A 24,266-nucleotide genomic window follows, 5' to 3' on the forward strand; every position below is an offset into this window, starting at 1 on the left:
TCTATGCCCATCCCTTTTGATAACAGCTTTGCCGCTCTGGGATCACCCTTTAGTACCGTGCAGGAGACGGATCCGGTTAAAGCGCCGTCACTGATACGCGTCAACGACAGTCTGGCGACGCAGCTAGGGATTGATCCGCAGTGGCTTGGTTCTCAAGAGGGTATTGAAGTTCTGGCGGGGAATCGCGTAGCTGAAGGATCTAATCCCGTTGCCGCTGCTTACGCCGGCCATCAATTTGGTCATTTCAACCCTCAGTTGGGTGATGGCCGAGCGGTTTTACTCGGTGAAGTGGTAGATCAGCATCAGCATCGCTACGACCTGCAGTTAAAAGGCAGCGGGCGGACGGATTGGTCTCGCGGAGGTGATGGACGCTCGCCTCTGGGACCCGTACTTCGTGAATACATCGTTAGCGAGGCGATGGCTTCGCTGGGCGTACCTACGACTCGGGCATTAGCCGCAGTCACCACGGGTGAACGCGTAATGCGTGATGGCGTAGAGCCCGGCGCGGTACTTACCCGGGTCGCCTCCAGTCACTTGAGAGTGGGTACCATGCAGTACTTTGCCGCCAGAGAAGATCGCCAGTCCTTGGCCACCCTCGTATCCTATGTCTTAGAGCGTCACTATCCTGACAAAGTAGCTGCAGAGAAGCCCGCCTTAGCGCTGCTGGAGGCGGTTATCGCCGCCCAGGCAAAGCTCATCGCAAGATGGCAATTACTCGGCTTTGTGCACGGCGTCATGAACACCGACAACATGCTCCTCTGCGGAGAGACCGTCGACTATGGGCCCTGCGCGTTTATGGAGGAGTTCCATCCAGAGACCTTGTTCAGTTCCATCGATCAGCAGGGCCGCTACGCGTACTGTAACCAACCGGGCATAGCGCAATGGAATCTTGCGCGCCTCGCAGAGGCACTTTTGCCGCTCATCAATGATGATACGGACGCAGCGGTAGAAGAAGCAAAAGGCGCCCTGTCAAGATTCACACCGTTGTTTGAGGAGGCCTATCAGAAAGGCCTGGCCAATAAACTAGGTCTCGGGGAATTGGCTGGAACAGACATGACCCTCGCTGACGATCTGTTTGCCGCTCTTCAGGAAGACCAAGCAGACTTCACTCTAGCGTTTCGGTTCTTGGCGGACGAAATTAACCCCGGAGGCGCCCACACCGGCGCGGGAGCCCTCTTCAAGCCGGGACAAAAGCTTCTGGAATGGCTGCCGCTGTGGGCGCAACGGCAACAAGCCGAGGCTGGCAAGGCAGAAGAAAAGCAAGGCCGTATGTTTGCTGCGAACCCCGCCTTCATTCCCCGCAATCACCTGATTCAGCGCGCCATTGAAGAAGGCGAGACGGGCAACTATGAGCTGTTTCATCGTTTGGTGGTGAGGCTCGAGAACCCCGCACACTACGCGGCTATGGATAGTGATTTGGCACTGCCTGCCAAACCCCAGGAACGGGTTATGCGTACCTTCTGCGGGACCTGAGGCGACGCGCCCCGTATAATTAGTCGCAACCCATCAGTCACCCTCGCAATTTGAAAGGCACAGGCGTTGAGCATCGAATTTTTTGGTAAAACCCTCTCGGGCCCCTTCACAATACCCTCAGGCATTGTGACCACGGCGCCGTCAATCATTCAGTACTTTTTTGACCGGGTACCGCAGATTGGCGTCATAACGACCAAGAGTATTGGTCTGGCTCCCAAGACTGGAAATCGAGAGCCCGTGTATTCCCAGTACGCGCCAGGCTGCTTTGTAAACGCCGTCGGCCTGACAAACCCTGGCGCCGAGGCCGCACTGGCCGGTATCAAGGATCTCAAAATTCCCGATGATCGCTTTTTACTGACCTCAATTTTTGGCGGCAGCGTCGAGGAGTTCGTAGAGGTAGCCAAGTTATTGGCCCCCCACTCCGATGGATTAGAACTGAACTTGTCCTGCCCTCACGCCAGCGGCTATGGCATGGCTATGGGACAAGATCCGGTGGTAGTTGCAGAGATTGTGGCAGCGGTAAAGGCGGCCGTGGATGTTCCCGTTATTCCCAAGCTTACGCCCAATACGCCCGATATCGGTGCCATCGCTAAAGCTGCGGCCGATGCCGGAGCCGACGGATTTTGCGCCATCAACACCGTGGGTCCCGGCTACACAAGCTCCCATGGAGAGGCCGTACTCTCCAACGGCGTTGGCGGCATGTCCGGTAAAGGGGTTTTGCCTATCGCGCTGAAGTGTATTCGTGAGATTCGCGAAGTAAGCGACCTGCCTATTGTGGGATGCGGAGGCTTTTCCAGCGCCTCGGATGTCGACGCTGCCATGCGAGCCGGAGCGAATGTTATTGGCGTAGGTTCTGCGCTGACAGGAATGAATAGCGAAGAAATCGGCAGCTATTTCAGGCAGTTAGAGAAGGATCTATCCAACAACAGCGGATTCGCCGAGGCAATGATCCGCTACGACATCGATATGAACTTTGAACCCGTGACACTGGTAAAGAATCAGCGGGTTTGCGAAGACATAGCGCTCCTCACCTTCGACCGCCCTATCAATATTCAAGCGGGCGAGTTCATTTATTTGTGGATTCCCGGGCTGGGTGAAAAGCCCTTCTCAGCGTTGGTCGATGATCCCTTCACTCTTGTTGTGATTGATGTGGGCCATTTCACCCACGCACTGATGGATCTTCCGATGGGAACCGAGGCCTATGTGCGCGGTCCCCACGGTGTGCCTGTGTCACCGCCGGAAGGCGCTCACATCATGGCCGTTGCCGGAGGTACAGGATTAGCGGCGGTGTATCAGATTGCCCGGGATTTTGGGAACTCCGAGTTCTTTGTCGGGGCTCGCAGCGAAGAGCGTCTGTACTTCCTGGACGAATGCGCCGAGGTTGCCGAAGTACACGTAGCCACCGACGACGGCAGCCGTGGTTACCACGGTCGCGTCACCGAGATGCTGCGCGAGCGACTGGCGGGCATGAGTGCCGACGAACTTAAGAAACTCGTGTTTTACAACTGCGGACCCGAGCCCATGGTGCGCGCAGCCATCGCCGTTGAACGGGAGTTTGTCGCCGAAGAGCAAATCCTAAGCGCGGTGGATTACATGACCAAGTGTGGTGTGGGTATCTGCGGCGCCTGTGCGACGCCCGATGGGCGACGAATCTGCGTCGACGGGCCCTTTCTTAGCGACCTGAACCCTTAAAAGATCACAGGGCAAGAGACGAGCCGCTGCACAACGAACAGCAGCCTGGGGGTAATGCCAGGCTGCTGTTCTTAATCAGGCCTCCGCCTTAAACGAGGGCCTGATCCTTAACGGGCAAATGCCGGATTCGAACACCAGTAGCGGCGTAGACCGCGTTGAGCACTGCCGGTGCCGCTACCGCGATGGTGGGTTCTCCCACCCCGCCCCAGAAGCCTCCCGATGGCATAACGCTAACTTCCACCTCGGGCATCTCTGCCAACTTGAGTGACGGATAGCTGTCGAAATTTTCTTCCACGACACGGCCCTCTTCTACGGTGCACTCGCCGTACAGCGCCGCGCTTAGGCCATACACAAAGGAACCTCCGACCTGTGCTTCAATCTGCTGCGGATTAACCGCAAAGCCTGGATCCGTAGCCGCCCAGATCTTCTTCATCTGAAGCTTGCCATCGACCACGGCGACTTCCGCACAACCAGCAACGTAACTGCCAAAGGCCTTGCAGACCGCAAGACCCAAGCCGTGCCCTTCGGGCATTTCTCTGCCCCACCCTGCTTTCTTGGCAACCTCTTCAAGAACGGCAAGGGCTAAGGGGCTTTCGCTCAGTAAGTCCCGACGATAGTCGAGGGGGTCCGCACCCGCTTTGCGTGCCAGCTCATCAACAAAACTCTCCATGTAGAAAACGTTTTGGTTGATGTTCACGCCGCGCCAGAATCCCGGCCGCAGGTGGGTATTGCGCATGGCGTGATCAGCAAGGAGGTTAGGCACCGAGTAGATCATGGCGTGATCGCCCTCGGGCGCCATGGACTGGAAGACCACGGGATCTTTCTCGGGCTCGCCAAGGGCTGGTCTAAAGAACGCGAGAATCGATTGACCCGAAATACGTACGTGAAGCGCGTCAAGCTTCCCGTCGTCGTCCATAGATGCTGTCATACGACTGCGAGTTACCGGGTGGTAATAACCCCGGCGCTGGTCTTCTTCGCGACTCCATAGCAACTTCACCGGCGTGCCTGGCATCTGTTTGGCAATCTCTACTGCCTGCCCTACAAAGTCGTGGGCGCCGCGACGACCAAACCCTCCCCCAAGGATCATCCGGTGGACTTCACACTGCTCGGGAAACAGGCCTGCTGCAGTCGCTACAGCTTCCAGCGCTGCTTCGCCGTTCTGCGTGGGCACCCAGGCTTCACAGCGTTCTTCGGTCCAGAGTGCGGTAGTGTTCATGGGCTCCATGGGCGCGTGATTCTGGAAGGGATAGCTGTAATCGGCGGTCAAGGTGTTACTGGATTTGGCCAGCGCTGCTTTTGCATCGCCATGCTCGTTGCCTACAAAAGCGTCATCAGCGCCGAGCCCCTCTTCAAGCATTTGCTTGATGCTTTCGCTGGTGACTTTACCGTCTTCACCGGTCTCCCACTCGATGGTGACCGCATCCAAGGCGGTTTTAGCCTGCCACCAACTATCGGCAACAACAGCCACTGCGTTGTCACTCACGGCCACAACCGCTCGCACACCTGGCATCGACTTGGCTGCACTGTCATCAAAGCTGCTGCGCTTGCCTGTGTGTACCGGGCAGGCATGAATAGCGGCATGCAACATGCCCGGCAGCATGACATCAGCGCCGTACTGTAGTTTTCCGTTGACCTTGTCTTGGGTATCGAGCCGCGCAGCAGGCGTGCCGATGAGGGTCCAATCCTTGGGGTCTTTGAGAGTGACAGAATCCGGTGCGCTCATCGTCGCTGCCGTTGCAGCCAGCTCTCCATAAGTCATCGTCGCGCCGCTGGGGCCGTGAGTCACAACACTGCTCTTGGCTGAACATTCCGCTGCAGGCACTCCCCACTCTTTACTCGCCGCGGCGATTAGCAGCTCCCGAGCTAACGCTCCACCCTCTCGGACGTACTGATGACTCCCTCTGATCCCTCGACTGCCGCCGGTGGCAAAACTGCCCCAGACCCGTTTACGCGCGAGGCTTTCAGCGGGCGATGCGAACTCCCAACTCACCTTATTCCAGTCGCACTCCAGTTCTTCTGCCACCATCTGAGCAAGGCCCGTGAGCGTACCCTGACCCATTTCCGCGCGGGCGATCCGAATGGTTACGGTGTCGTCGGGATCAATAAGCACCCAGGCATTAACTTCGGTTGCTCCGTCCTGAGCGACCGCGCTGGCACTGCCAAGGGGTAATTGCATAGCCACCATGAGGCCTGCGCCCGCCGCTGCCGATCCGACAACAAAACGGCGACGACTAATATTGACTACACCGGACGCGCCCGGCTGTTCTAGGTCGTGCGGGTCTGTCTCACCGAGAAGCTTTTTGAGATTCATGACTGCGCTCCCTTTTCACCACTGGCGATGGCCGCAGCCCGATGGATACCTTCTCGGACTCTAGGCAGCGTCCCGCAACGACAGATGTTGGTCATCCGCTGGTTAATGTCTTCATCGCTGGGATTGGGCACTTCAGCCAACAAGGCAGAGGCGGCCATAATCATGCCTGGCTGACAGTAGCCACACTGGGGAGTGTCGATCTCTACCCAGGCCTGCTGTACGGGATGACTCGCATCCTCAGAGAGACCCTCGATAGTGGTAATTTCTTTGCCCTCAGCTGCGCTCGCAGGATAGACGCAAGAACGCATGGCCTTGCCGTCTATGTGCACAGTACAGGCGCCGCACTGGGCAATACCACAGCCGTACTTAGTGCCTGTGAGAGCCAGATGATCTCGCAACACCCACAACAGCGGCGTGCTGGGATCAGCGTCCGCCTCCATGGACTTACCGTTAACCATTAATTTGAGCATGCTGCGTTCCTCTGTGGGCGACTTACCAAGACTCACCAGACTATAGCGCAGTGGGCAAAAAATACAGCCTGCGCCAGTGCATCCTCCAAGCCTGCAGCGCGTGTTAGCCTGCGATTATTATTTGGACAAGAGAATCCAATCATGCGTTGGCTTTTGAGAATAACTATCGGTGTACTGGTACTGGCCGTCGTTGGCTTGGCGGTTTATCTGGGCCCTGCCCATGTTCAGATCCGGGGTATCGAGCCCGCACTACCTACCGAGCAGGAACTGCGCGCCCTCGAAACCACCCCGGGCGGTCCGGTCTCAATCCGAATAGCCCGGTCTTCGTCGCAGAGCGGCCCGGACCGCGACTTGAATCATTCGGTGGTCGTCATCGAATGGCCGGACGGTCGACGATTCATGATCGACGCGGCGATGGATCAGCCCACCAGCGAAGAATTTGCAAAGCTCATTGCCAAACTCGCACCGGGCATGGGGCCGGTAGCTTTCGAGGGCAGCACGCCTGAGCTCCTTGAAGACAAGCTCGAGACAGTAGACGGTGTTGGCTTCACCCACCTTCATGAGGATCATGTACAGGGGATTGAAGCATTCTGCGCCGAGCGGGGCGACGGAGCTCGGAGTTATCAGACGCTGTGGCAGGCTACTCAGCACAACTTGCACACGGTCGACAGTGCGCGCCAGCTTGAGGGCTCTTGCCTTGAGCCGGTGATCCTTCAAGGCGAAGGATTGCTCACGCACAGTGACTTCCCGGGCCTGGGCATCGTCGGACTTGGAGGACACACACCAGGTTCTACCCTATTTGCTGTTTCGGTAGACCGCACCCTGTGGCTGATGAGTGGCGACATCTCCAATGTGAAGAGCATGCTGCTAAGCAACACGGGCAAAGGTTGGCTCTACAGCAATCTCTTTGTACCGGAGAACACAGCGCGCACAGAAATGCTGCGTCTGTGGTTTGCGGCGATGGATGAAAAGTCAGATATCGAAGTTGTAGTGGCCCATGACTACGCTGCCGCTCTCGACAGTGGGCTGCAGCCGCTTTAAATTTGCTGATAAAGTGTTGCCAAAACGTTAAAGCCTAGCTGATACACGGCTAAGAAAAGAGGTAAGCCCCATGACTAATGTCATCTACCCCACTACAAATTTTAAGGCCACCGAACAGATCGTCGTAGAACGGGGCGAAGGTGTTTATGTCTACGACAATAAGGGCAAGCAGTATCTTGAGGGATTAGCAGGGCTTTGGTGCACGTCTCTGGGCTACGGTAATCAAGAACTCATCGACGCCGCCACGGCACAAATGGGCCAGCTGTCTTACTACCACGCCTTCGGTGGCAAGACGCACCCGATGATGATGGCCTTGGCGGACAAAATTCGCGACATGGTGCCCGTAGAGAATGCCAAGATATTCTTTGGTAACTCTGGCAGCGATGCCAACGACACCTTTATCAAGATTTTGCGCTATTACGCCAACGCTACGGGCAGGCCTGAGAAGCGCAAGATCATCACTCGAGAGCGCGGTTATCACGGCGTAACCGTTGCCTCAGGGGCGCTGACCAGCTTACCCGCGAACCTTACTCACTTTGATGCACCGGTAGATGCGCTGGGCATTTTGCGCACAGACCACCCCCACTACTACAAAGGCCGCAACCCTGGCGAGAGTGAAGGGGCTTTTGTGGATCGTATCGTTGACAACCTCGAGAACCTTATTTTGGCCGAGGGCCCTGACACTATTGCTGCATTCCTCGCCGAACCCATTACCGGTGCCAGCGGCGTTATCGTGCCCCCCGCCGGGTACTACGAAAAAGTACAGGCACTGTTGAACAAACACGACATCATGTTCTGGGCTGACGAGGTGATCTGTGGCTTTGGACGCACGGGCAACGATTTTGGCTGCACCACCATGAACATCGAAAACCCTGCCCTCATGACGCTCGCCAAGCAGTTGTCCTCTGCTTACGTGCCCATTAGCGCATCGGTTGTTCGCGGCGACATCTACGAAGCTTTAGTAGAACCAGTATCCGAGGTCGGCGTTTTCGGTCACGGCTATACCTACTCCGGTCACCCGCTGGGCTGTGCGGTTGCTCTAAAGACGCTTGAGATCTACGAGCGGGATAACATTTTTGAGAAGGCCGCAAAGACCGGTGCCTATCTGCAAGAAAAATTGGCGTCCTTTGCTGAGCATCCGCTGGTCGGCGAAGTTCGCGGTAAAGGCTTGCTGGCTGCCCTTGAGCTTGTGAGCGACAAATCAACGGGAGAAGGGTTTCCACCGTCGGTAGCGGGCTTTTTAACCAACGCCTGCGCCGAAGCGGGTCTTATCGGCCGTCCCGTAGCAGGAACGGCGTTTGCGCTATGCCCTCCGCTGATTATCACCGAGGCGCAGATCGATGAGCTGACGGACAAGTTAGCCATTGGCCTGGATGCGACGCTGGAGCACGTGCACAGCGAAGGTCTTTTAAAAGCGGCCAGTTAGGCCGCTGCCTTAGTCTCAATCAAACCAAATGAACAGTCCCATGATGGTTTGAAAGCTTTTTAGGCTGAGTAGCCACCATCTACGGGCAACGACTGCCCGCTAATATAGCCTGCGTTTTCCGATGCAAGAAACACGACCGTGTCAAAGAGCTCATCCGGTGCGCCTGCTCGAGACAACGGCACCTGTTGCATCCACTGGTCAAGGATACCTCCCGGGGGTGACTCGATTTCTTGGGACAAACCAATAGCTATAAGCCCAACAGCTACGCAGTTGGCTCGAATGCCATGCTGCCCCTCCTCTCGGGCGATAGCGGTACACAAATGCTGAACGCCCGCTTTGGGAATCGAAGACAACCCGTCAGTGCTAATATATTTATGGATGGCTGCGGTGGTGAGCGCAGTGATCGAGCCACCACTTTCTCGAAGCGCAGGAACGACTGCGCGTAATACGTGGTAGAAACCTTTTACATCCGTATCCAAGGTTTCATAAAAAACGCTGGGGTCCGCGTCCATTATCGGGAGTATGTTGAGAAAGGGCCCCGTTGCAAACACTACAGAATGGATTCTTCCAAAGCGCTCTTTCACGGCGTCCACAAAGGACTGCACAGCGCTAATATCCAGAAGATCAACGCTAGCCGCCATACCTTGCTGTCCATTGTCTTCTATCTTTTTTAGTAGCTCTCCTGCCGCTTTTTCATTTTTGAAGTAAGTAAAAGCAACGTCTGTGCCACTACGGCTCATCAATTCGACAACGCCCCCCCCTAAGCCGCCCGATCCACCAAAAACGATGGCTACTCCCTTTGGAAATCTGTATTGACTCATTAATGCTCTCCTTATCGTTATTAGGGTATCTGTATGGGTGTGTTGCTCAACTTACCCGCTCACCAAAAGATTTCACTTACTGGGTTACCAGCACGCTAGATTGAATGAACAAATTGTTGTAGCTCCTGAAGATAGGGTTCTCGTTCCTCGATAAAAGGCGCATGACCGCTCTCTGCATACACCACTCCCTTGGCCCGAGGGTGATTATCCGCTACCCATTGAGAAATCTCAGAAGCGACAAAACCATCTTGCTGGCAAATGAATGACAAGACCGGGATATCAAGCGCTAACAACATCTCTCGCTGATCCAGATGTGCGAGCTCACCCAAAGTGGCGGAGGCTCGCGCGGAAGAGTCGATAAAGCTCTGAGCCATCCAGTCTGTGACGTGCTCTGAGACAGGCTTGGCGCAGATAGCATGGGCGAGGCCAGCGAAGAAATTGATGCGATCCGCGTCAATCGCCCCGACGGTAGCTTCTACGTCGGCAGCGGTTCCGCCAAGCTGCAAGTCAGGCTTCTGGGTATACACAGGGCTGGCGCCCGCGGTGAGCACGAGACCCACGCAGGTAGCGCCCAAGTTGTGAGCTGCCTGGGTCGCCACAGCGCCCCCCAGGGACCAACCGTTAAGGACGACTTCCTTTATGCCCAGGTGCGACACCAGTTGGGCGACGTCCGATGCGATGGCTTTGATACTAAGATCCTCAAAGTCGTGATCAGAGCGTCCGCAACCCCGGTGGTCGATGGTGACTACCCTCAGACCCGCCTCTAACAAGGGGATCAGAACACCGTCCCACACGCGGTTATTCATACCCCAGCCGTGGATGAGGACTAAGGCCCGATCTCCACGACCATGATCTTCAAAATATATGCGGGTGCTTCCTTCTACTTCAAGATATGCCATGGCTACCGTGTTCCCTTGGTTAAATTAAACACTACGCTCTCTTCAAAATTGGCGAGCTGCAACTCCAAATCAAAGGAATCAGGAGCCACCACCCATTGGTAAATCGTACCGAACATAAACGAGCAATAGCCTATGGCGAACTGCTCAGAGTCAATCTCCTCAGACACCTCCCCCAGTTGCTTTCCCGTATCCACCCAACGACCAACATCCCGCCTATAAATACGATGATGACCCGCAAGCATCGCTCGAATATCCGATTCTTTACCTAAGGACTCGTACCAGAGGATATACATGGCGCGCAGATACTGTGGTTCTCGCTGAAAGAAATCTCGCTGAGCGTGAATCGCCAGGCGGATTGCTTCCAGTCCTTTCTTGCCTTGCAGGCATTCCCGCAAATGGGACTTCCACAACTCGTCAAAGCGCGCGAACAGCTCCATCCAGAGACCGTCTTTTGACCCAAAGCGGTAGCTCGCAAGACCCCGGCTGTACCCTGCAATCTCGCCGATATCCTTCAAAGTGGTCTTTGCAGTGCCGCGCTCATTAACAAGTGCTACCGCGGCCTCAAGCATTTTACGATCGGACAAGGCGCTCCGCTCTGTTTGCTTGTTAAGCACTCCTTCTGCTTTGCTTTGATCGCGCTGTTTCGCCAAAGGCCGCCCCATATTAAATTCAGATACGTTAGGTGATCACATCAACCGTAAGGTCGCCCGCAGCATTTTGATCGCGCAATGCTTTTTTGTCGATCTTACCAACGCTGGTTTTAGTGATCGTATCTGTGAGACACCAATATTCCGGTATCCAAAATTTTGCCACTTTGCCTTTAAGAAACTCCCGTAGCTCTTTGGGATCGGCAGCGCAGCCAGTTTTTGCTACGACGATCGCCAAGGGGCGCTCCTGCCATCGTGGGTCTGCGTGGGCGATCACCGCCACCTCACTAACGTCGGCGTGCTTAAGCAACTGATCCTCAAGGTCCACTGACGAGATCCACTCGCCTCCAGACTTAATCACGTCCTTGGTACGGTCCGTAAGCTGGACGTACCCTCGATCATCGATATGCCCCATGTCGCCAGTGCGCAGCCAGCCATCCTCGCTAAATGCTTCGCTATTGGCGTGAAGGTAGCTGCCCGTTACCCACGCTCCGCGCAACTGAAGCTCGCCGACGGTTTTTCCGTCTTGAGGCAGAGCCGCGGCGGACTCATCGACCACCCTCACCTCTAACCCCGGAACAGGCCGGCCGCTTTTGAGACGCCAGTAGGTTTCGCTGCGGCCACCTAAATCCTTGGGTGGATGCGACAAGACACACATGGGGCTAGTTTCGGTCATACCCCAGCCCTGAATAACGGGCACCCCCCAACGATCACGAGCGGCCTCAATCATTGACGAGGGCACCGCAGAGCCCCCCGACACAATCGCCCGAAAACAGCTTAAATCCGCGCAGGTGTCTGGATCGGCACGCAACAGATCGCCGAGAATCGTGGGCACCATCGCGGTCAACGTCGGCTTGGCACTCTCAATCATGTTCAGCAAATGAGACAGCTGCGTGTGCGGCCCAGGCATGACCATATCTGCACCCGAAAGCCATCCGCTGTAGGGAAACCCCCACGCATTGGCGTGAAACATTGAGGGCAACATCAAAATAGTGTCGCGCTCACACACGCCAAAACTGTCCACCGCCCGGGACGCGAGGGCATGTAGGTACGTCGTTTTTTGACTGTAGACCACACCTTTGGGGTTTCCAGTGGTTCCACTCGTGTAGCAGATGCCCGCTGCTTGATTCTCATCGGTTTCCGGCCACTCAAAGGTCGAGGCCTGCCCGGCAAGCAGTGTCGAGTAGTCAAGAACTCTAGGGTCATCCCCGAGCTCTCCCTGCGGATTCACCAGCAAAATCTTCTCTACGGAGCGCAGCTCTGGTAGCACCGTTACCAGCAGAGCCTCGAGACGCCCATCGACAATAAGATATCGATCCTCGGCGTGATTAATGATGTAACTGATGTGCTCCGGTGCGAGGCGGCAGTTTATGGTGTGCATCACACCACCCATAGCGGGCACTGCCAGGTACGCCTGCAGATGTTCGGCGCTATTCCACATAAATGTGCCAACCCGGTCGCCGCTTTGCAGACCCAAAGCTTGCAGAGCATGCGCTAGGCGGGCGGCATCACTTGCTACATCAGCGTAGGTTTTCCATTGAATACGAGTCCCGTCGTATTCGCCGACGCGACTTGACGCAAAATGCCGAGCGCCAAAGCGCGCCAATGTACTCACCCCCAGGGGCAAATGCATCATGGTGCTCAGCATGCGGACCTTCCACTGCTCACGTTTTTGCTCCTAATCTTGTTACCAGTTTCCACGGGATGCCTCTTGGGCTTCTTTTAACAAAGCCGGCACGTTGTACTCCAAGTCTCGGGCGTAATCAGAATCTACTTTTCCCTGTACGTAGAGGCAGTAAGCCCCTTCTACAATGGCGGCGAGACGCCAAAAGGAAAAAGCCATGTAGTAATCCAGATGCGCAAGATCTCTGCCGGTCAATTCTGACCAGCGTTGCGCCAAGTCACGACGACTCAGCACCCCGGGGCGCCTTGAAATCGCGTGAAGATGAGCAAACGCCGGCGGATCAGCATGGCGCTCGTTACCCCAGAGCATGAGCGCTAAGCCAAGATCGGTATAGGGATCTCCCACGGTTGCAAGCTCCCAGTCGATAACCGCGAGAATTTCTGGTTTGTGATGAGAAGCCAGGGTGTTATCCAAATGATAATCCCCATGAATTAGACTCGGCTCACAATCCGGAGGAACGTTATCTGCCAGCCACTGGCCTAGGGAAAATAGTTCGGGAAGCGCCCTCACCAACGTTTTTTCGCGCACCGCAGTCCACCGCGTAAGCTGGCGCTGTAAAAAACTCTCGGGGCGACCCAGGCCCTCAAGATCGGCCGAGGGGAAAGGCACTCGATGAATAGCCGCCAGCTGATCAATGAGCTCACAGCCCAAGCGATTTACCGCATCGTCATCTTCGGCATAAGCTTCGGGCAAGACGTCGGTGATGGCTGTGCCATCAATACATTCGACCACTAAAAAGGGGCGACCCAGCACGCTCAGGTCATCGCACCACGCAAGTACGCGAGGCGCTCGTACGTGGCCCGCCACGGCCCGCAGCACACGCTCTTCTCGCTCGATCCCGCGATGGGCCGTGGGCGAAATAGTCTCAGCTGGAAAGGTGCGCACTACGCAGGATTCAGATCCTGAGGCAAAGCGCCAAGTCAGATTTGAATTGCCTCCGGCCAGTGCGCCGGTAAATCTCGTCTCACTCCAGCCCAGCTCTTGCGCCAGCCAGGGGATCACCTCCTCGGCCTCGTGCGACACTAGCCGGTTATCCCAAAACTGGACATCAAGCCACCTTCCACTGGCACGATTGCGCCGGTCATGTAGCGGCTGTTACTTACCCAATACACAACATCGGCAATTTCCGAGGGGTCTGCAAAACGACCCATGGGAATCTGACCTCGCATACTCTCCAGCGCGGTCTCGGTGAGGCCTTGGGTCATTTCGGTTAACACCAAACCGGGGATCACCAAATTCACCGTAATGCCTTTGGGCGCAAGCTCAATCGCCAAAGCTTTGGTCATGCCGGCGAGGCCGGCCTTGGACGAGGCGTAAGCGACGTCTCCCGGGAAACCCCGAAACCCCACCACGGCACCAATATTAATGAGGCTATCGCCCGCGGTTAAGTGCGGGGCCGCAGCCTGCGCTACATTCAAAGCACCGCTTAAATTGACATCGATAACTTCCTGCCAGTTCTCTTTACTGAGACGCTTAAGACGTCCCCCTCGGTGCACGCCTGCATTATTGACGACCGTATTAACGGTGCCAAAACGATCGATAATCTGCTCGAAGGCTGCAGCCACAGAGTGGGCATCAGAAACATCTGTTCTGATCGCGATTGCATGGTCCCCAAGAGAATCAGCGACCGTCTCCACGTCGCTGCCTCGTGCGAGCAGCGCAACGCTCGCCCCCTCGGCAGCAGCGCGCGTTGCTATAGCCGCGCCGATACCTCGCGAGGCACCCGTGATCACCCAAACGCCCGATTTACTCATAGGAAACCTTAGCTGTGTGACAGCCTGGCAAATATTATTGGTTTTTATTGCTTGTTTGTGTTCAGCAAGTTTAAACTAGGCTCGTTTTAAAGCAAGCGCAGTTTGATCAAAAGAGCGCTGCATAGCGGAGACGATGCGCTCAAGTTTTCGATGATCCGGCTGATTACGGATAACACCTTGCTGACCGTGCGCAGCGAGGCACTGTCTCCCGAGTAGCACGCGCGCCCCGCGTCACGACTCTGGGCCGTGAACCTACGGGTAGTGCACCGTCATGGCTAGCACACTGCCGTGGCTAGTTCACAGCCGTGTCGCGACCACATAACGACGCCACGAAGATGCTATAACAATGGCTAGGCGAAAACAGCGGCGCTTGCTTCCAGGGTCGCTGAGACAGAGATAAACCGGCCTTCCAAGCCTTCGGATTTGGCTCTAGCGCCACAATAAATAAGGAGAATACAAGTGTCTTGGTGTTTCGAAACAGACGCAGAATTTGAAGCTTCGCTTGCGTGGATTGATGAATTCACAAAAAAGGAAATCGAACCATTAGATTTGGTATTCCGAGGTCCCGGGGATCCCTTTGACCCCAACTCACCCGCCGCTAAGGCCATGGCGCCCCTCAAAGAAATCGTTAAGGAAAAAGGTCTCTGGGCGTGCCATTTAGAGCACGAGCTCGGCGGGCAGGGGTACGGGCAGGTCAATCTGGGCCTAATGAACGAAATACTGGGACGCAGTCGATTTGGGCCCAGCGTTTTTGGCTGCCAAGCACCAGATTCAGGCAACGCAGAAATATTGGCAAAGTTTGGGACAGACGACCAAAAAGCACGATTCCTTGCGCCCTTACTTAACGGTGACATAGCGTCCTGCTACTCGATGACCGAACCCCAAGCTGGCGCCGATCCGGCTGAGTTCACCTGCACCGCAACACAAGAAGGTGATGAATGGGTCATTAGCGGCGAAAAATGGTTTGCATCCCACGCGCGGTTCTCAGAATTTCTCTTGGTGATGGTGGTCACGAGTCCGGACAAGCCAATCCACCAAGGAGCCTCGATCATTTTGGTGCCGAAAGACACGCCGGGGATGGAAATACTGCGTAATTCCGCTGTGGGACCTTACGTCGAGCAGGGTGATGGCGTTCACGCGTATATCCGCTTTGACAACTGTCGCGTGCCTGCGGAAAACCTGCTGGGCGAAGAGGGTCAGGGGTTTTTAGTCGCGCAGACCCGTTTGGGTGGGGGCCGCGTGCACCACGCAATGCGCAGCGTCGGCAAGCTCAAAAAAGCAATGGACATGATGTGCGAGCGAGCAGTCAGCCGAACCACCAAAGGCGAGCTGCTGGGTGACAAGCAGTTCACCCAAGAAAAAATCGCCGACAGCTACACGCAGATTTTGCAGTATCGATTGCACGTTCTTTACACGGCGTGGCTGATCGACAAGCATAAAGAGTACAACCGCGAAGTTCGCAAAGAGATCGCTGCGATAAAGGCTGCAACGCCCAAAGTACTCCAAGAGGTGGTATACCGGGCAATGCATTTGCATGGAAGTTTAGGCATGTCTGACGAGATTCCCCTCATGTATATGTGGGGCGACATACCGGAGCTGGGCGTAGTTGATGGACCCACTGAAGTGCACAAAATCACCGTCGCCAGAACTGTGCTGCGCGATTACGAACCTGCGCCGGGGCTGTTCCCGAGTTACCACACCCCAACTCAGCGCGAAGCAGCCATGAAAAAATACGGACACTTTCTGGAGTCTTGATTAAAGTCGCACTGCGGACAGCGGAGCTCGCCCCATAGAGGCAGGGGCATCAGTAACAGCGTAGACAATGATAAAAGTATAAGGAGAAGAATCATGGCGTCTCAGCAAAAGGCAGATTATGACGTAATCGCGATTGGCGCTGGCTTTGCAGGCTTAGCCTGCATCCACTACATCCGCGAGGCGGGCTTATCGATCAAGGTATTCGATCGGGCATCAGATATTGGTGGAACCTGGACCTGGAATCGCTATCCGGGTGCCATGACAGACAGTGAGAGCTACTACTATTGCCTCACTTTTTCTAAAGAGTTGTTGCAAAAGTGGTCATGGAGTCGCCGCTATCCTGACTGGTCAGAAGCGCTCTCCTACTTTCACTTTGTCGCCGATGAGTGCGATATGTGGAAAGACATTCAGCTGAACACAGAGATTGTCAGCGCGGATTACCAGGCCAAACAGGGCCACTGGTTAGTGAAAACCGCTGCTGGCGAGAGCTTTTCATGTAAGTACCTCATCAGCTCCATGGGCATGATTTCCGAGCCCGTCATCCCCAAGACGCCGGGTATGGATAGCTTTAAAGGGCCTATCTTTCATTCGTCCCGTTGGCCCGAGGATCTTCAATGGAAGGGTAAGCGCATTGGAATCATTGGTGCTGGCGCCACGACGGTACAAATGACTCCAGCGATGGCTGAAGACGCTAAAAGCGTCACCGTTTTTCAGCGCACACCCAACTTCATTTTGCCCGCCATGCAAGAGGACGTTACGCCAGAGCGCGAAAAGGAAATCAAAGACAACTACGATGAGATTGTTGAAACGTGTCGCAGACACAGCTTTGGTATGGCATTCAACAGTCCCGCCGGACGTAACCTCATGGATACTCCGGCTGACGAAGTTGAAAAGATTTTTGAAGAAAACTGGAAAGGCAGCTTCCGTTGGTTCTTCGAGACGTTCGACGACCTGCTCGTCAGCGAAGAGGCCAATACCGTGGCTGCGCGCTTCATTACTCGAAAAATGCGTGAGCGTATTAACGACCCGGCAATTGCCGACCTTCTGGTACCGAAAATAGGTGAATATCCGCTCTTTGCCAAACGTCCGCCTTTGGACCACGGCTATCTAGAGGCGTTTAATCGCGACGATGTGCATCTGGTAGACATTCGGGACAAAGAACCCTTGGTCGAAATTACCGAAACGGGTATCCGCACCACAGAGAATCACTATGAGTTCGATATCATAGTTATCGCCACAGGCTTTGCTGCCTACACAGGCGCGCTGGAAGCGTTCCCTATCCGAGGCTTGAGTGGCCAGTCGCTGAAAGAAAAGTGGACCACAACGTCGAACGCGATTATGGGTATGTGCATCGCTGACTTCCCCAACCTCTTCACCATTACCGGACCTCAAGCCCCCTTTGCCAACCTACCGACATCCATCGAGCAAAATGCCATGTATGCGGCAGACTGCATCAAGAAGATGGAAGCAGAAGGCTATGACGTCATGGCGCCGAAAATCGAAGCCGAAGAAGAGTGGTCTGCGCACGTTACCGAAGTGCACAAGATGACCCTCATGGACAAAGGTGACTCGGTGCACTCGTGGATGATGGGCGCGAATATAGAAAAGCATACGCCCCGGGTACTAATTTACTTTGGCGGCGCCGATGTCTACTACGACAAACTTCGCGAGTCCGTCGATGCAGGCTTTCCCGAGATGGAGTTTCAACGTCTCGCGAGTTGATACAGAGGCTTAGCGACATGAGCAGCCGGCTGTTATTCACATCAAAGGCGGCACTGAGGGCGATACTGGTTCCAGAGTTAATCCTGGTTCCAGCGTCGACCTTGTTTTCGGTAGCCGTTCTTGCTGCTTCCGTCACGACAAGCGATGTAAACGTTCAAGATGTTTACGACACGCACTGCTCAACTTGTCACAGCGCAAGTCTTCGCGGCTCGGCCCATGGCGCAGCGCTCAAGGGTCCCGCGTTCGTAGACAAGTGGGCCGATCAGCCCGTGTCAAAACTCCTAACCTACCTCAAAAGCAATATGCCTCCGGGACAGTCGGCGGCCCTCACAGTGCACGAACATGTAGCCCTCGCGGATTTCATTGTCGCGGCAAATGCTGACAAGCTGGTGGGGTCAACGCTCGCTAAAGGCTCCGTGTCGGCAAGCAAGGCGATAGATTCAGATCCAGCCGCAAACAGTATCGATCTCGACCAAACCACGGCCGATACCAGCAACGGTGAAGTGCAGTGGTCCGGCGCAGATGCTATTGATCAACTCGCTCGCAGTGCCGGTGGCTTTCAGAACCTGACAATCGATGACTATCGCGCAGTTACCAGTGAGACACTCGCCAACCCACCAGCAGAAGATTGGCTAAGTTGGCGGAGAACCCTCGATGGTCACGCGCACAGTCCTCTTCAGCAAATCAATAGGGAGAACGTTGGGGGCCTGCAGCTTAGATGGTCTCTCAGCATGGGCGATGGCAGCAATCAGGGCACGCCCCTAGTAAGAGACGGCGTCATGTTCCTGACTCACCCCGGCAACCGAATCCAGGCGGTGAACGGCGCCACCGGCGACGTCTTATGGGAGTATCAATACAGCTACCCAGCAGCGGCGAAACTACTGGGCGGGCCCACACGCAATATTGCTATCTATGGCGACGCACTTTTTTTGGCCACCTACGACGCGGCTGTCGTAGCGATTGATGCCCGCAGCGGAAACGAACTCTGGCGTTCAGAAAAAGCGGACTACCGCGAAGCTTACACGCATTCGGCCGGACCCATTATTGCCGATGGGGTTGTCATCAGTGGTATTAACGGCTGCGAATGGTTCACGGAGGACGGTTGCTTCATCACCGGTCACGACCCGGTCACGGGTAAGGAACTATGGCGCACGTCCACCTTAGCGATGCCCGGAACTGACGCCTATGCCAGCTGGGGTGATGTCGCCCCAGACCGACGTGGCGGAGGCGACAACTGGATTGCTGGCTCTTACGACCCGAAGCTCAAGCTGTTCATTTTAGGAACCTCCCAGGCCAAGCCATGGGTCGCCGTAAGCCGCGGCATGAGCGTGGACGATGCCGCGCTGTACACCAATTCGACGCTTGCGCTGGACCCCCACACTGGCGAAATAGTTTGGCACTACCAACATATTCCCGGAGAAACCATCGATATGGAGGTAGGTTTCGAGAGAATACTTGCTGATATCGATGGCAATAAAGTCGTACTCACGGTGGGTAAGGATGGCATCCTCTGGAAGCTGGACCGCGCCACGGGGGCCTTCCAAGCCCTGCTTGAGACACAAGAGCAGAACATCTTTGAAGAGCTTGATACAGAAACAGGACGTGTTCGCTATCGCGAAGAGATTCGCAAGGCAGCGATCGGCGACACGTTCACAGCGTGCCCGGGTATTTACGGCGGCCACAACTGGCAAGCCTCAGCCTATGACGCGAACAAACATCGGCTGTTTTTGCCCCTACATCAGCTCTGTACCGATATGACGCCCCGAGAAGTCGATCTTGGACCAGGCGGTGGCGGCTATGGTGCCGACTCTGTGACCTATCCTATGCCGGGCAAAGAGGACGCCACGGGACTTCTCATGGCTATTGATGCAAGAGACATGACGCCCTTGTGGAGTCATGAGCAGCGGGTGATCTACCAAACAGGTGCGCTGTCTACCGATGGAAATCTCGTCTTCATAGGCGATTTAGATCGGTATTTTCATGCCTACGACGCGGACTCCGGAGAAGAGTTATGGTCAACGCGTCTCGCTGCACCGGCTCACGGTTACCCCATCAGTTACGCAGCAGGGGGACGCCAGTTTGTTGCCGTACAGTCAGGTATTGGCGTGTTTAGAGCCCTGACAGCCATTCTGTATCCTGACCTGTATCAACCGGTCGGCGGCCAAACACTTTACGTCTACGAGCTGCCGCAGTCGCCATGAACATTGAGTGGCTAGAGCGGTACAGAGAGTAATAAGAAAAACAACGATGAAAGCAGACTAACGGCAACCCGCGCCGAGCGGAACTTTGCTATTGGGCCATATCACCGCGATGCCGGGACAAATCACCAACAAGATCAGGCGCGATGCGCCGCTCGCGAAAACGCCATTGACCGTCGCGATGCTCAAAGGTGTCAAAGTAGCTACCAATGAATATCGCCTGCAGAGGAAAATCCGTAAGCCCCTGCATGACGGTGATGCAACTCTCTGCGTTGGCGGTATCACCGTTCGTCAAGATACGAACATTAGTCATTAGATGACGGGTCATAGGCCGGCCATCGTAGAGTGTCACATTATCCAGCACCGCTTTCACCGCGGCGCTACCATGGGCGAGATCGCCCTCGATACCCCAAGCGCCCTCGGCAAACAATTCGGCACATCCGCTCAGGTCGCCGCGATCAATGCTGTCGCAGTACTCGGCCATCAGCGCCAGAATCGCATCACGGTCATCCATGATCAGTCGCCTCTCTCAAAACGTTGGGGTTATAGACAGGTTTCTGTTGCGAAAAAAGGCAGCGCCTAAAGCCCTGCCTTTCCTGCTTCGCGCATAATGGGTTGGTATTCTGCAAAGCGCGGCGCCCCGGCAACAGAGCCCGTCGTAATACCTGCATCAATAGTTAGCGTCATGCCGCTTGTATATCCAGATTCGTCACTGGCGAGCCACAGAGCCGCGTTAGCCACATCTTCCGCAGTCCCCGCGCGCCCCTTAAGTGGTGACTCGTCTGCGAGCATTTTCATGGTTTGGTCAATATCCGTGTGGTCTCCCAAATACGCATCGGCGACCATAGGTGTTGCCATGCTGTAGGGCGCAATGCAGTTGGCGCGGACACCGAAAGGCCCCACCTCCGCCGCCAGGTTGCGCGTAAGGCCCACCACCGCATGCTTGGCCGCGCAGTAGGCATGGGGGCCCAAACCGCCGGTAACGCCGGCAACGCTCGACATCGAGATAATGGAACCACTGCCCTGCTTTTTCATATGCCCCGATGCGTGCTTCATGCCATAAAAAACACCGTTTAAAAGAATATCCAAAGTGAGTTGCCACTCCGCTGCTGGAGTCGACTCCATGGGGCCAATCGCACCTACAATGCCCGCGTTGTTAAACATCACGTCAATGCGACCAAACTCTTTAACTGCCGTATTAATTAGCGCCTCTACATGCTCTTCTTTGGTGACGTCACAATGCTGGAATCGCGCTTTCTCTCCGAGTTTTGCGACAAAAGCGTTCCCCAAATCATCTTGGATGTCGCCCAGAACAACGCTCGCGCCCTGAGCGATGAATTTTTCAGCGGTGGCGGCGCCAATACCACTGGCCCCCCCGGTGATAACGGCAACACGGCCTGCTAATCGTTGATCCATGTTTGTTTCTCCAATTATGGTTTTACTGACTAAGCGTTGAGGATAGGCGGTCGCGAGGTCAGATGAGCGACTGCTTATACAGACGCCTGTTTGTATAAGTAATCATCGGGATATCGCTTGCTCACCGTGGATTGGTCAATACCAGCGATCCCGTGAGACGCAGGTGCCTCGATGCGCATCCAGTCGGTCATACCGACGCGCTCGGCAATCTTCCATTCGCCCTCGCGCAACTCAAAACGATCGATATAGCGGCCCCCCACAAAAAAGTCCATTTCGGTTTCAAACGCCGTTTCTCCCGCGAGCGGGTCACCCAAAGGGCGCATGCGGTGAAACGCCGTGAAATAACACTCGGACCTAGCGACCGACGAGGATTCAAATTCCACGATGTGATTCCCCAACTGATGATGGGTGTGCGTGTGCGCAGACAGCACCTGAAATGCAAAACGCACGAAATCACCCGGGTCGTCCCCCGATGCGCTTTTATCAGGTTCTGACGAAGGCCCCTGATAAAAATGATTATGCACTGAGCCCGCATGAAAGACGCTGCGTAGCAGCGCCTCATCCATTCGATCGATGGCTCTGGCATAAATCGAAGTCACTTCAATGATTTGCTGCTTTGCAAGCAGCAACTCCAATGCCTCATCCATATTACCTAGTCCCCAAAGTTGTACGTCACCTCAACACCCCAGGTACGAGGCGCCTTGGGTATCGCGTAGGACCACAAGCCAGAGACGTTCAAACCGTGAGCATAGGCGTCTTCTTCGAGCAGGTTACGGCCAAAGAGACCAAAGTTCACATTGTTAACCGCGTAATTCACAGACAAGTTAAGGATGTGTTGAACGTCGTTTGCCAGTTCTGCACGGTTGGTCTGCTCAGTGAACAACTCATCGATAATCTGGTACGAGCCCCTTACCCACGCTTCTCCGCCGCCAATCTGCCACTCGTAGGTCGCATCGAAGGCGCCAGTGAATTCCGGCGCACGCCGAAAATCTAAGCCGCTGTTGTCAACAATCCCAAAGCCTGAATCAAAGACAAACTCGTCGTATTCGGAATCGAGGTAGCCAAAGTTTGCGCGTATCGAGAGTCCCTCGGTAACAAGAGCCTGTACTTCAAGTTCAAGGCCCTGCATGGTCGCGGTCGCCGCGTTGAACACCGAGATCCGTTGACCCGTTCCCCCATCAGACCGCAGGCCAATTTCCTCTTGCTTGTCCTCGTAGTCCATAAAGAACAGAGCACCGTTAACCCGCACTCTTCCACCGGCCCACTCGCTCTTAAAACCGAGCTCATAGTTATCTACAAACTCAGGATCATAGGGAATTCGCGCAGAATCCTGGCTGTCTACTCGCCCGTTAAAACCGCCACTACGGTACCCTTGTGAGTACGTGGCATACAGCATGGCATCGTCGTTGTATTGATAACGCAAACCGACCTTTGGCGTGAACTCACTCCACTCTTCACTGGGATCGTTTGGTCCGGTGTCCAGGTTTCCTCGCTGCTCAGAGAGCTTCTCGTCCTTGGTGTAACGACCACCTACGGTCAGTGTCCAATCGTCGCTCAAGGCATAGTCGGCCTCGAAGAAGAGCGCTTGCGATTCGGTTTCTTGGTGTGTGTTCTGCGGAATGTCCAACACCACGCCGGGCACAGCGAAGGTAATCCAGCTGCGTAGACGAATATCGTATTCTGAGTACCAATCATAGACCCCTGCAACCAACTTAAGAGGACCGCCCGCGTCATAGGTGAGTCGCAACTCGTGGCTCACCTGCTCGTATTCAGCCGGGCGATCGGTGCCGAACAACATGGGCGCTTCGGCGGTAAAGTTAGTGACCACAGTCTCTTCGGTTTCGAAGGTGCCGTAGATATAGTTCATGCGCAGGTTTTCGTTGATATCCCAGCGCGCCTCAAAAATATGTGTATCGGCATCGAAGGTCGCGAGATCGTTATTCGCAATCAAATCAGCCGTCGGTGAAACCACGGTTTGCAGCGGCGCGGGATTCAAAGACGCAGTCGTCGGCTCAAAATTCAGGGTCGACGTCTTGTAGCGATCACCCGTTGTTGGAAGACTAACCGACTGCCCGCACAAACCAAAAGATGCGCAAAACAGCTGGTCAGGCTGGCCCACGTTGAGCAACGGGGGCGTGTCCTGTTCGGTTTCTTCCATGGTAAAGGTGTATTCCAGCTCAAGGTTATCAGTGGCATTCCAGAGCACGTTGAGTCCGTAGGACTCGTAGTCAACCATACCGTCATCGTCTTGGGTGCTGACGTTGAAGAAGTATCCCTTCTGCTGATTATTTCTTGCTGCACTGAGCTTTACCGCAAGATCATCGGTGATACCAAAGTTGAAAATACCGTCATACCAGTAGTTCTCGTAGGCGCCATACCCTGCACGCACCTTGCCACCGAGCTCACCCGTAGGCCGAGTTCGATCTACGTTGATCGTGCCTCCAATGGTATTACGACCAAACAGGGTGCCCTGAGGCCCCCGCAGGACTTCGACAGATGCCAGGTCAACACTTCTGAGGATGGCACCACTATTTGCACCAATAAACAGGCCATCTACCTGTACACCAACCGCGGGTTCAAAGTTCTTCTCAACGTCGGCTACACCCACGCCACGAATATAGATCGCTGCGTTGCCGCCAGGCCCCTGAGAGGTGTCATCAAGAATGAGGTTCGGGGAGATATACGCTAGATCCTTTAAGTCTCTTGCGAAAGTACGCTCGATCTCGGTGCCTGTCATTGCACTTACTGACAAACCCACATCCTGCAAATCCTCCCGGCGCTTCCGTGCCGTAACGACTACTTCTTCCAAGGCAATGTCTTGGGCGGCCACTATCGGCGCAACAGTTCCCGCGAGGGAGCCTGTGGCTACAGCGAGTGCGGTGCATAGGATTTTCTTTTTCATTGTCGAGCTCCTGACGTTCAATGCAGTGTTTTAAAATTATTGTTACCGGAAAAAT

General features: G+C 55.1%; 19 protein-coding genes. 7 read left to right on the forward strand and 12 right to left on the reverse strand.

Annotation, left to right across the window (positions count from 1 at the left end; translation table 11 throughout):
• The first annotated feature begins 3 nt into the window (after window positions 1-3).
• Both AB8B76_RS01040 and AB8B76_RS01045 read left to right on the forward strand, forming a co-directional pair.
• Entirely contained in the window at window positions 4-1,473 is a 1,470-nt protein-coding gene (locus AB8B76_RS01040) for a protein adenylyltransferase SelO (RefSeq protein ID WP_405268988.1), read from the forward strand.
• A 66-nt stretch (window positions 1,474-1,539) separates the two neighbouring features.
• A complete protein-coding gene (locus AB8B76_RS01045) occupies window positions 1,540-3,165 on the forward strand; it encodes a tRNA-dihydrouridine synthase (RefSeq protein ID WP_405268991.1) in 1,626 nt (541 codons plus the stop codon).
• Between the two features lie 88 nt (window positions 3,166-3,253).
• Here AB8B76_RS01045 and AB8B76_RS01050 read toward each other — a convergent pair whose 3' ends face one another.
• Window positions 3,254-5,476: a molybdopterin cofactor-binding domain-containing protein gene (locus AB8B76_RS01050; RefSeq protein ID WP_405268994.1), complete on the reverse strand. Its 2,223-nt coding sequence runs from the start codon at window positions 5,474-5,476 to the stop codon at window positions 3,254-3,256.
• The gene (locus AB8B76_RS01055; RefSeq protein ID WP_405268997.1) at window positions 5,473-5,946 is read right to left on the reverse strand and encodes a (2Fe-2S)-binding protein; all 474 of its coding nucleotides are present in this window, start codon (window positions 5,944-5,946) and stop codon (window positions 5,473-5,475) included. Before AB8B76_RS01055 ends, AB8B76_RS01050 begins: the two co-directional genes overlap by 4 nt.
• A 141-nt stretch (window positions 5,947-6,087) precedes the next feature.
• On the opposite strand from AB8B76_RS01055, the gene AB8B76_RS01060 reads away from it, so the two are divergent.
• Both AB8B76_RS01060 and AB8B76_RS01065 read left to right on the forward strand, forming a co-directional pair.
• Window positions 6,088-6,987 carry an MBL fold metallo-hydrolase gene (locus AB8B76_RS01060; protein WP_405268999.1) on the forward strand — a complete coding sequence of 300 codons (900 nt, stop codon included), beginning with the start codon at window positions 6,088-6,090 and terminating at the stop codon, window positions 6,985-6,987.
• 70 nt (window positions 6,988-7,057) lie between these two features.
• Window positions 7,058-8,413, forward strand: coding sequence for an aminotransferase (locus tag AB8B76_RS01065; RefSeq protein WP_405269002.1), 1,356 nt, complete (start codon window positions 7,058-7,060; stop codon window positions 8,411-8,413).
• A gap of 59 nt (window positions 8,414-8,472) precedes the next feature.
• On the opposite strand, the gene AB8B76_RS01070 is transcribed toward AB8B76_RS01065, so the two are convergent.
• The 6 genes from AB8B76_RS01070 to AB8B76_RS01095 form a co-directional block, all read right to left on the reverse strand.
• Window positions 8,473-9,234: an SDR family NAD(P)-dependent oxidoreductase gene (locus AB8B76_RS01070; protein WP_405269005.1), complete on the reverse strand. Its 762-nt coding sequence runs from the start codon at window positions 9,232-9,234 to the stop codon at window positions 8,473-8,475.
• A 95-nt stretch (window positions 9,235-9,329) separates the two neighbouring features.
• On the reverse strand, window positions 9,330-10,133 hold the full coding sequence (locus AB8B76_RS01075) for an alpha/beta fold hydrolase (RefSeq protein ID WP_405269008.1): 804 nt from the start codon (window positions 10,131-10,133) through the stop codon (window positions 9,330-9,332).
• Between the two features lie 2 nt (window positions 10,134-10,135).
• Window positions 10,136-10,717, reverse strand: coding sequence for a TetR/AcrR family transcriptional regulator (locus tag AB8B76_RS01080; protein WP_405269010.1), 582 nt, complete (start codon window positions 10,715-10,717; stop codon window positions 10,136-10,138).
• Between the two features lie 94 nt (window positions 10,718-10,811).
• Entirely contained in the window at window positions 10,812-12,428 is a 1,617-nt protein-coding gene (locus AB8B76_RS01085) for a long-chain fatty acid--CoA ligase (protein ID WP_405269013.1), read from the reverse strand.
• Between the two features lie 39 nt (window positions 12,429-12,467).
• Window positions 12,468-13,487: a phosphotransferase family protein gene (locus AB8B76_RS01090; RefSeq protein WP_405269016.1), complete on the reverse strand. Its 1,020-nt coding sequence runs from the start codon at window positions 13,485-13,487 to the stop codon at window positions 12,468-12,470.
• On the reverse strand, window positions 13,487-14,218 hold the full coding sequence (locus AB8B76_RS01095; RefSeq protein ID WP_405269019.1) for an SDR family oxidoreductase: 732 nt from the start codon (window positions 14,216-14,218) through the stop codon (window positions 13,487-13,489). The genes AB8B76_RS01090 and AB8B76_RS01095 overlap by 1 nt, the downstream gene beginning before the upstream one ends.
• A gap of 459 nt (window positions 14,219-14,677) precedes the next feature.
• On the opposite strand from AB8B76_RS01095, the gene AB8B76_RS01100 reads away from it, so the two are divergent.
• The 3 genes from AB8B76_RS01100 to AB8B76_RS01110 all read left to right on the forward strand — a co-directional run bounded on the left by AB8B76_RS01100 (window position 14,678) and on the right by AB8B76_RS01110 (window position 19,896).
• Window positions 14,678-15,973: an acyl-CoA dehydrogenase family protein gene (locus AB8B76_RS01100; protein ID WP_405269022.1), complete on the forward strand. Its 1,296-nt coding sequence runs from the start codon at window positions 14,678-14,680 to the stop codon at window positions 15,971-15,973.
• Between the two features lie 93 nt (window positions 15,974-16,066).
• Window positions 16,067-17,695: a flavin-containing monooxygenase gene (locus tag AB8B76_RS01105; protein ID WP_405269024.1), complete on the forward strand. Its 1,629-nt coding sequence runs from the start codon at window positions 16,067-16,069 to the stop codon at window positions 17,693-17,695.
• Between the two features lie 17 nt (window positions 17,696-17,712).
• Complete coding sequence (locus AB8B76_RS01110) at window positions 17,713-19,896, forward strand: PQQ-binding-like beta-propeller repeat protein (RefSeq protein WP_405269027.1); 2,184 nt, start codon at window positions 17,713-17,715, stop codon at window positions 19,894-19,896.
• Window positions 19,897-19,984: 88 nt separating this feature from the next.
• On the opposite strand, the gene AB8B76_RS01115 is transcribed toward AB8B76_RS01110, so the two are convergent.
• The 4 genes from AB8B76_RS01115 to AB8B76_RS01130 form a co-directional block, all read right to left on the reverse strand.
• On the reverse strand, window positions 19,985-20,407 hold the full coding sequence (locus AB8B76_RS01115; protein WP_405269030.1) for a nuclear transport factor 2 family protein: 423 nt from the start codon (window positions 20,405-20,407) through the stop codon (window positions 19,985-19,987).
• Window positions 20,408-20,472: 65 nt separating this feature from the next.
• Window positions 20,473-21,309 (reverse strand): glucose 1-dehydrogenase, encoded by an 837-nt coding sequence (locus AB8B76_RS01120; RefSeq protein WP_405269033.1) that lies wholly within the window; start codon window positions 21,307-21,309, stop codon window positions 20,473-20,475.
• 74 nt (window positions 21,310-21,383) lie between these two features.
• Entirely contained in the window at window positions 21,384-21,956 is a 573-nt protein-coding gene (locus AB8B76_RS01125; protein ID WP_405269035.1) for a nuclear transport factor 2 family protein, read from the reverse strand.
• A gap of 5 nt (window positions 21,957-21,961) precedes the next feature.
• Window positions 21,962-24,211, reverse strand: coding sequence for a TonB-dependent receptor (locus AB8B76_RS01130; RefSeq protein WP_405269037.1), 2,250 nt, complete (start codon window positions 24,209-24,211; stop codon window positions 21,962-21,964).
• Window positions 24,212-24,266: the final 55 nt, after the last annotated feature.

It is taken from the genome of Congregibacter sp. (genome assembly GCF_045107095.1).
Classification (GTDB): Bacteria; Pseudomonadota; Gammaproteobacteria; order Pseudomonadales; family Halieaceae; genus Congregibacter.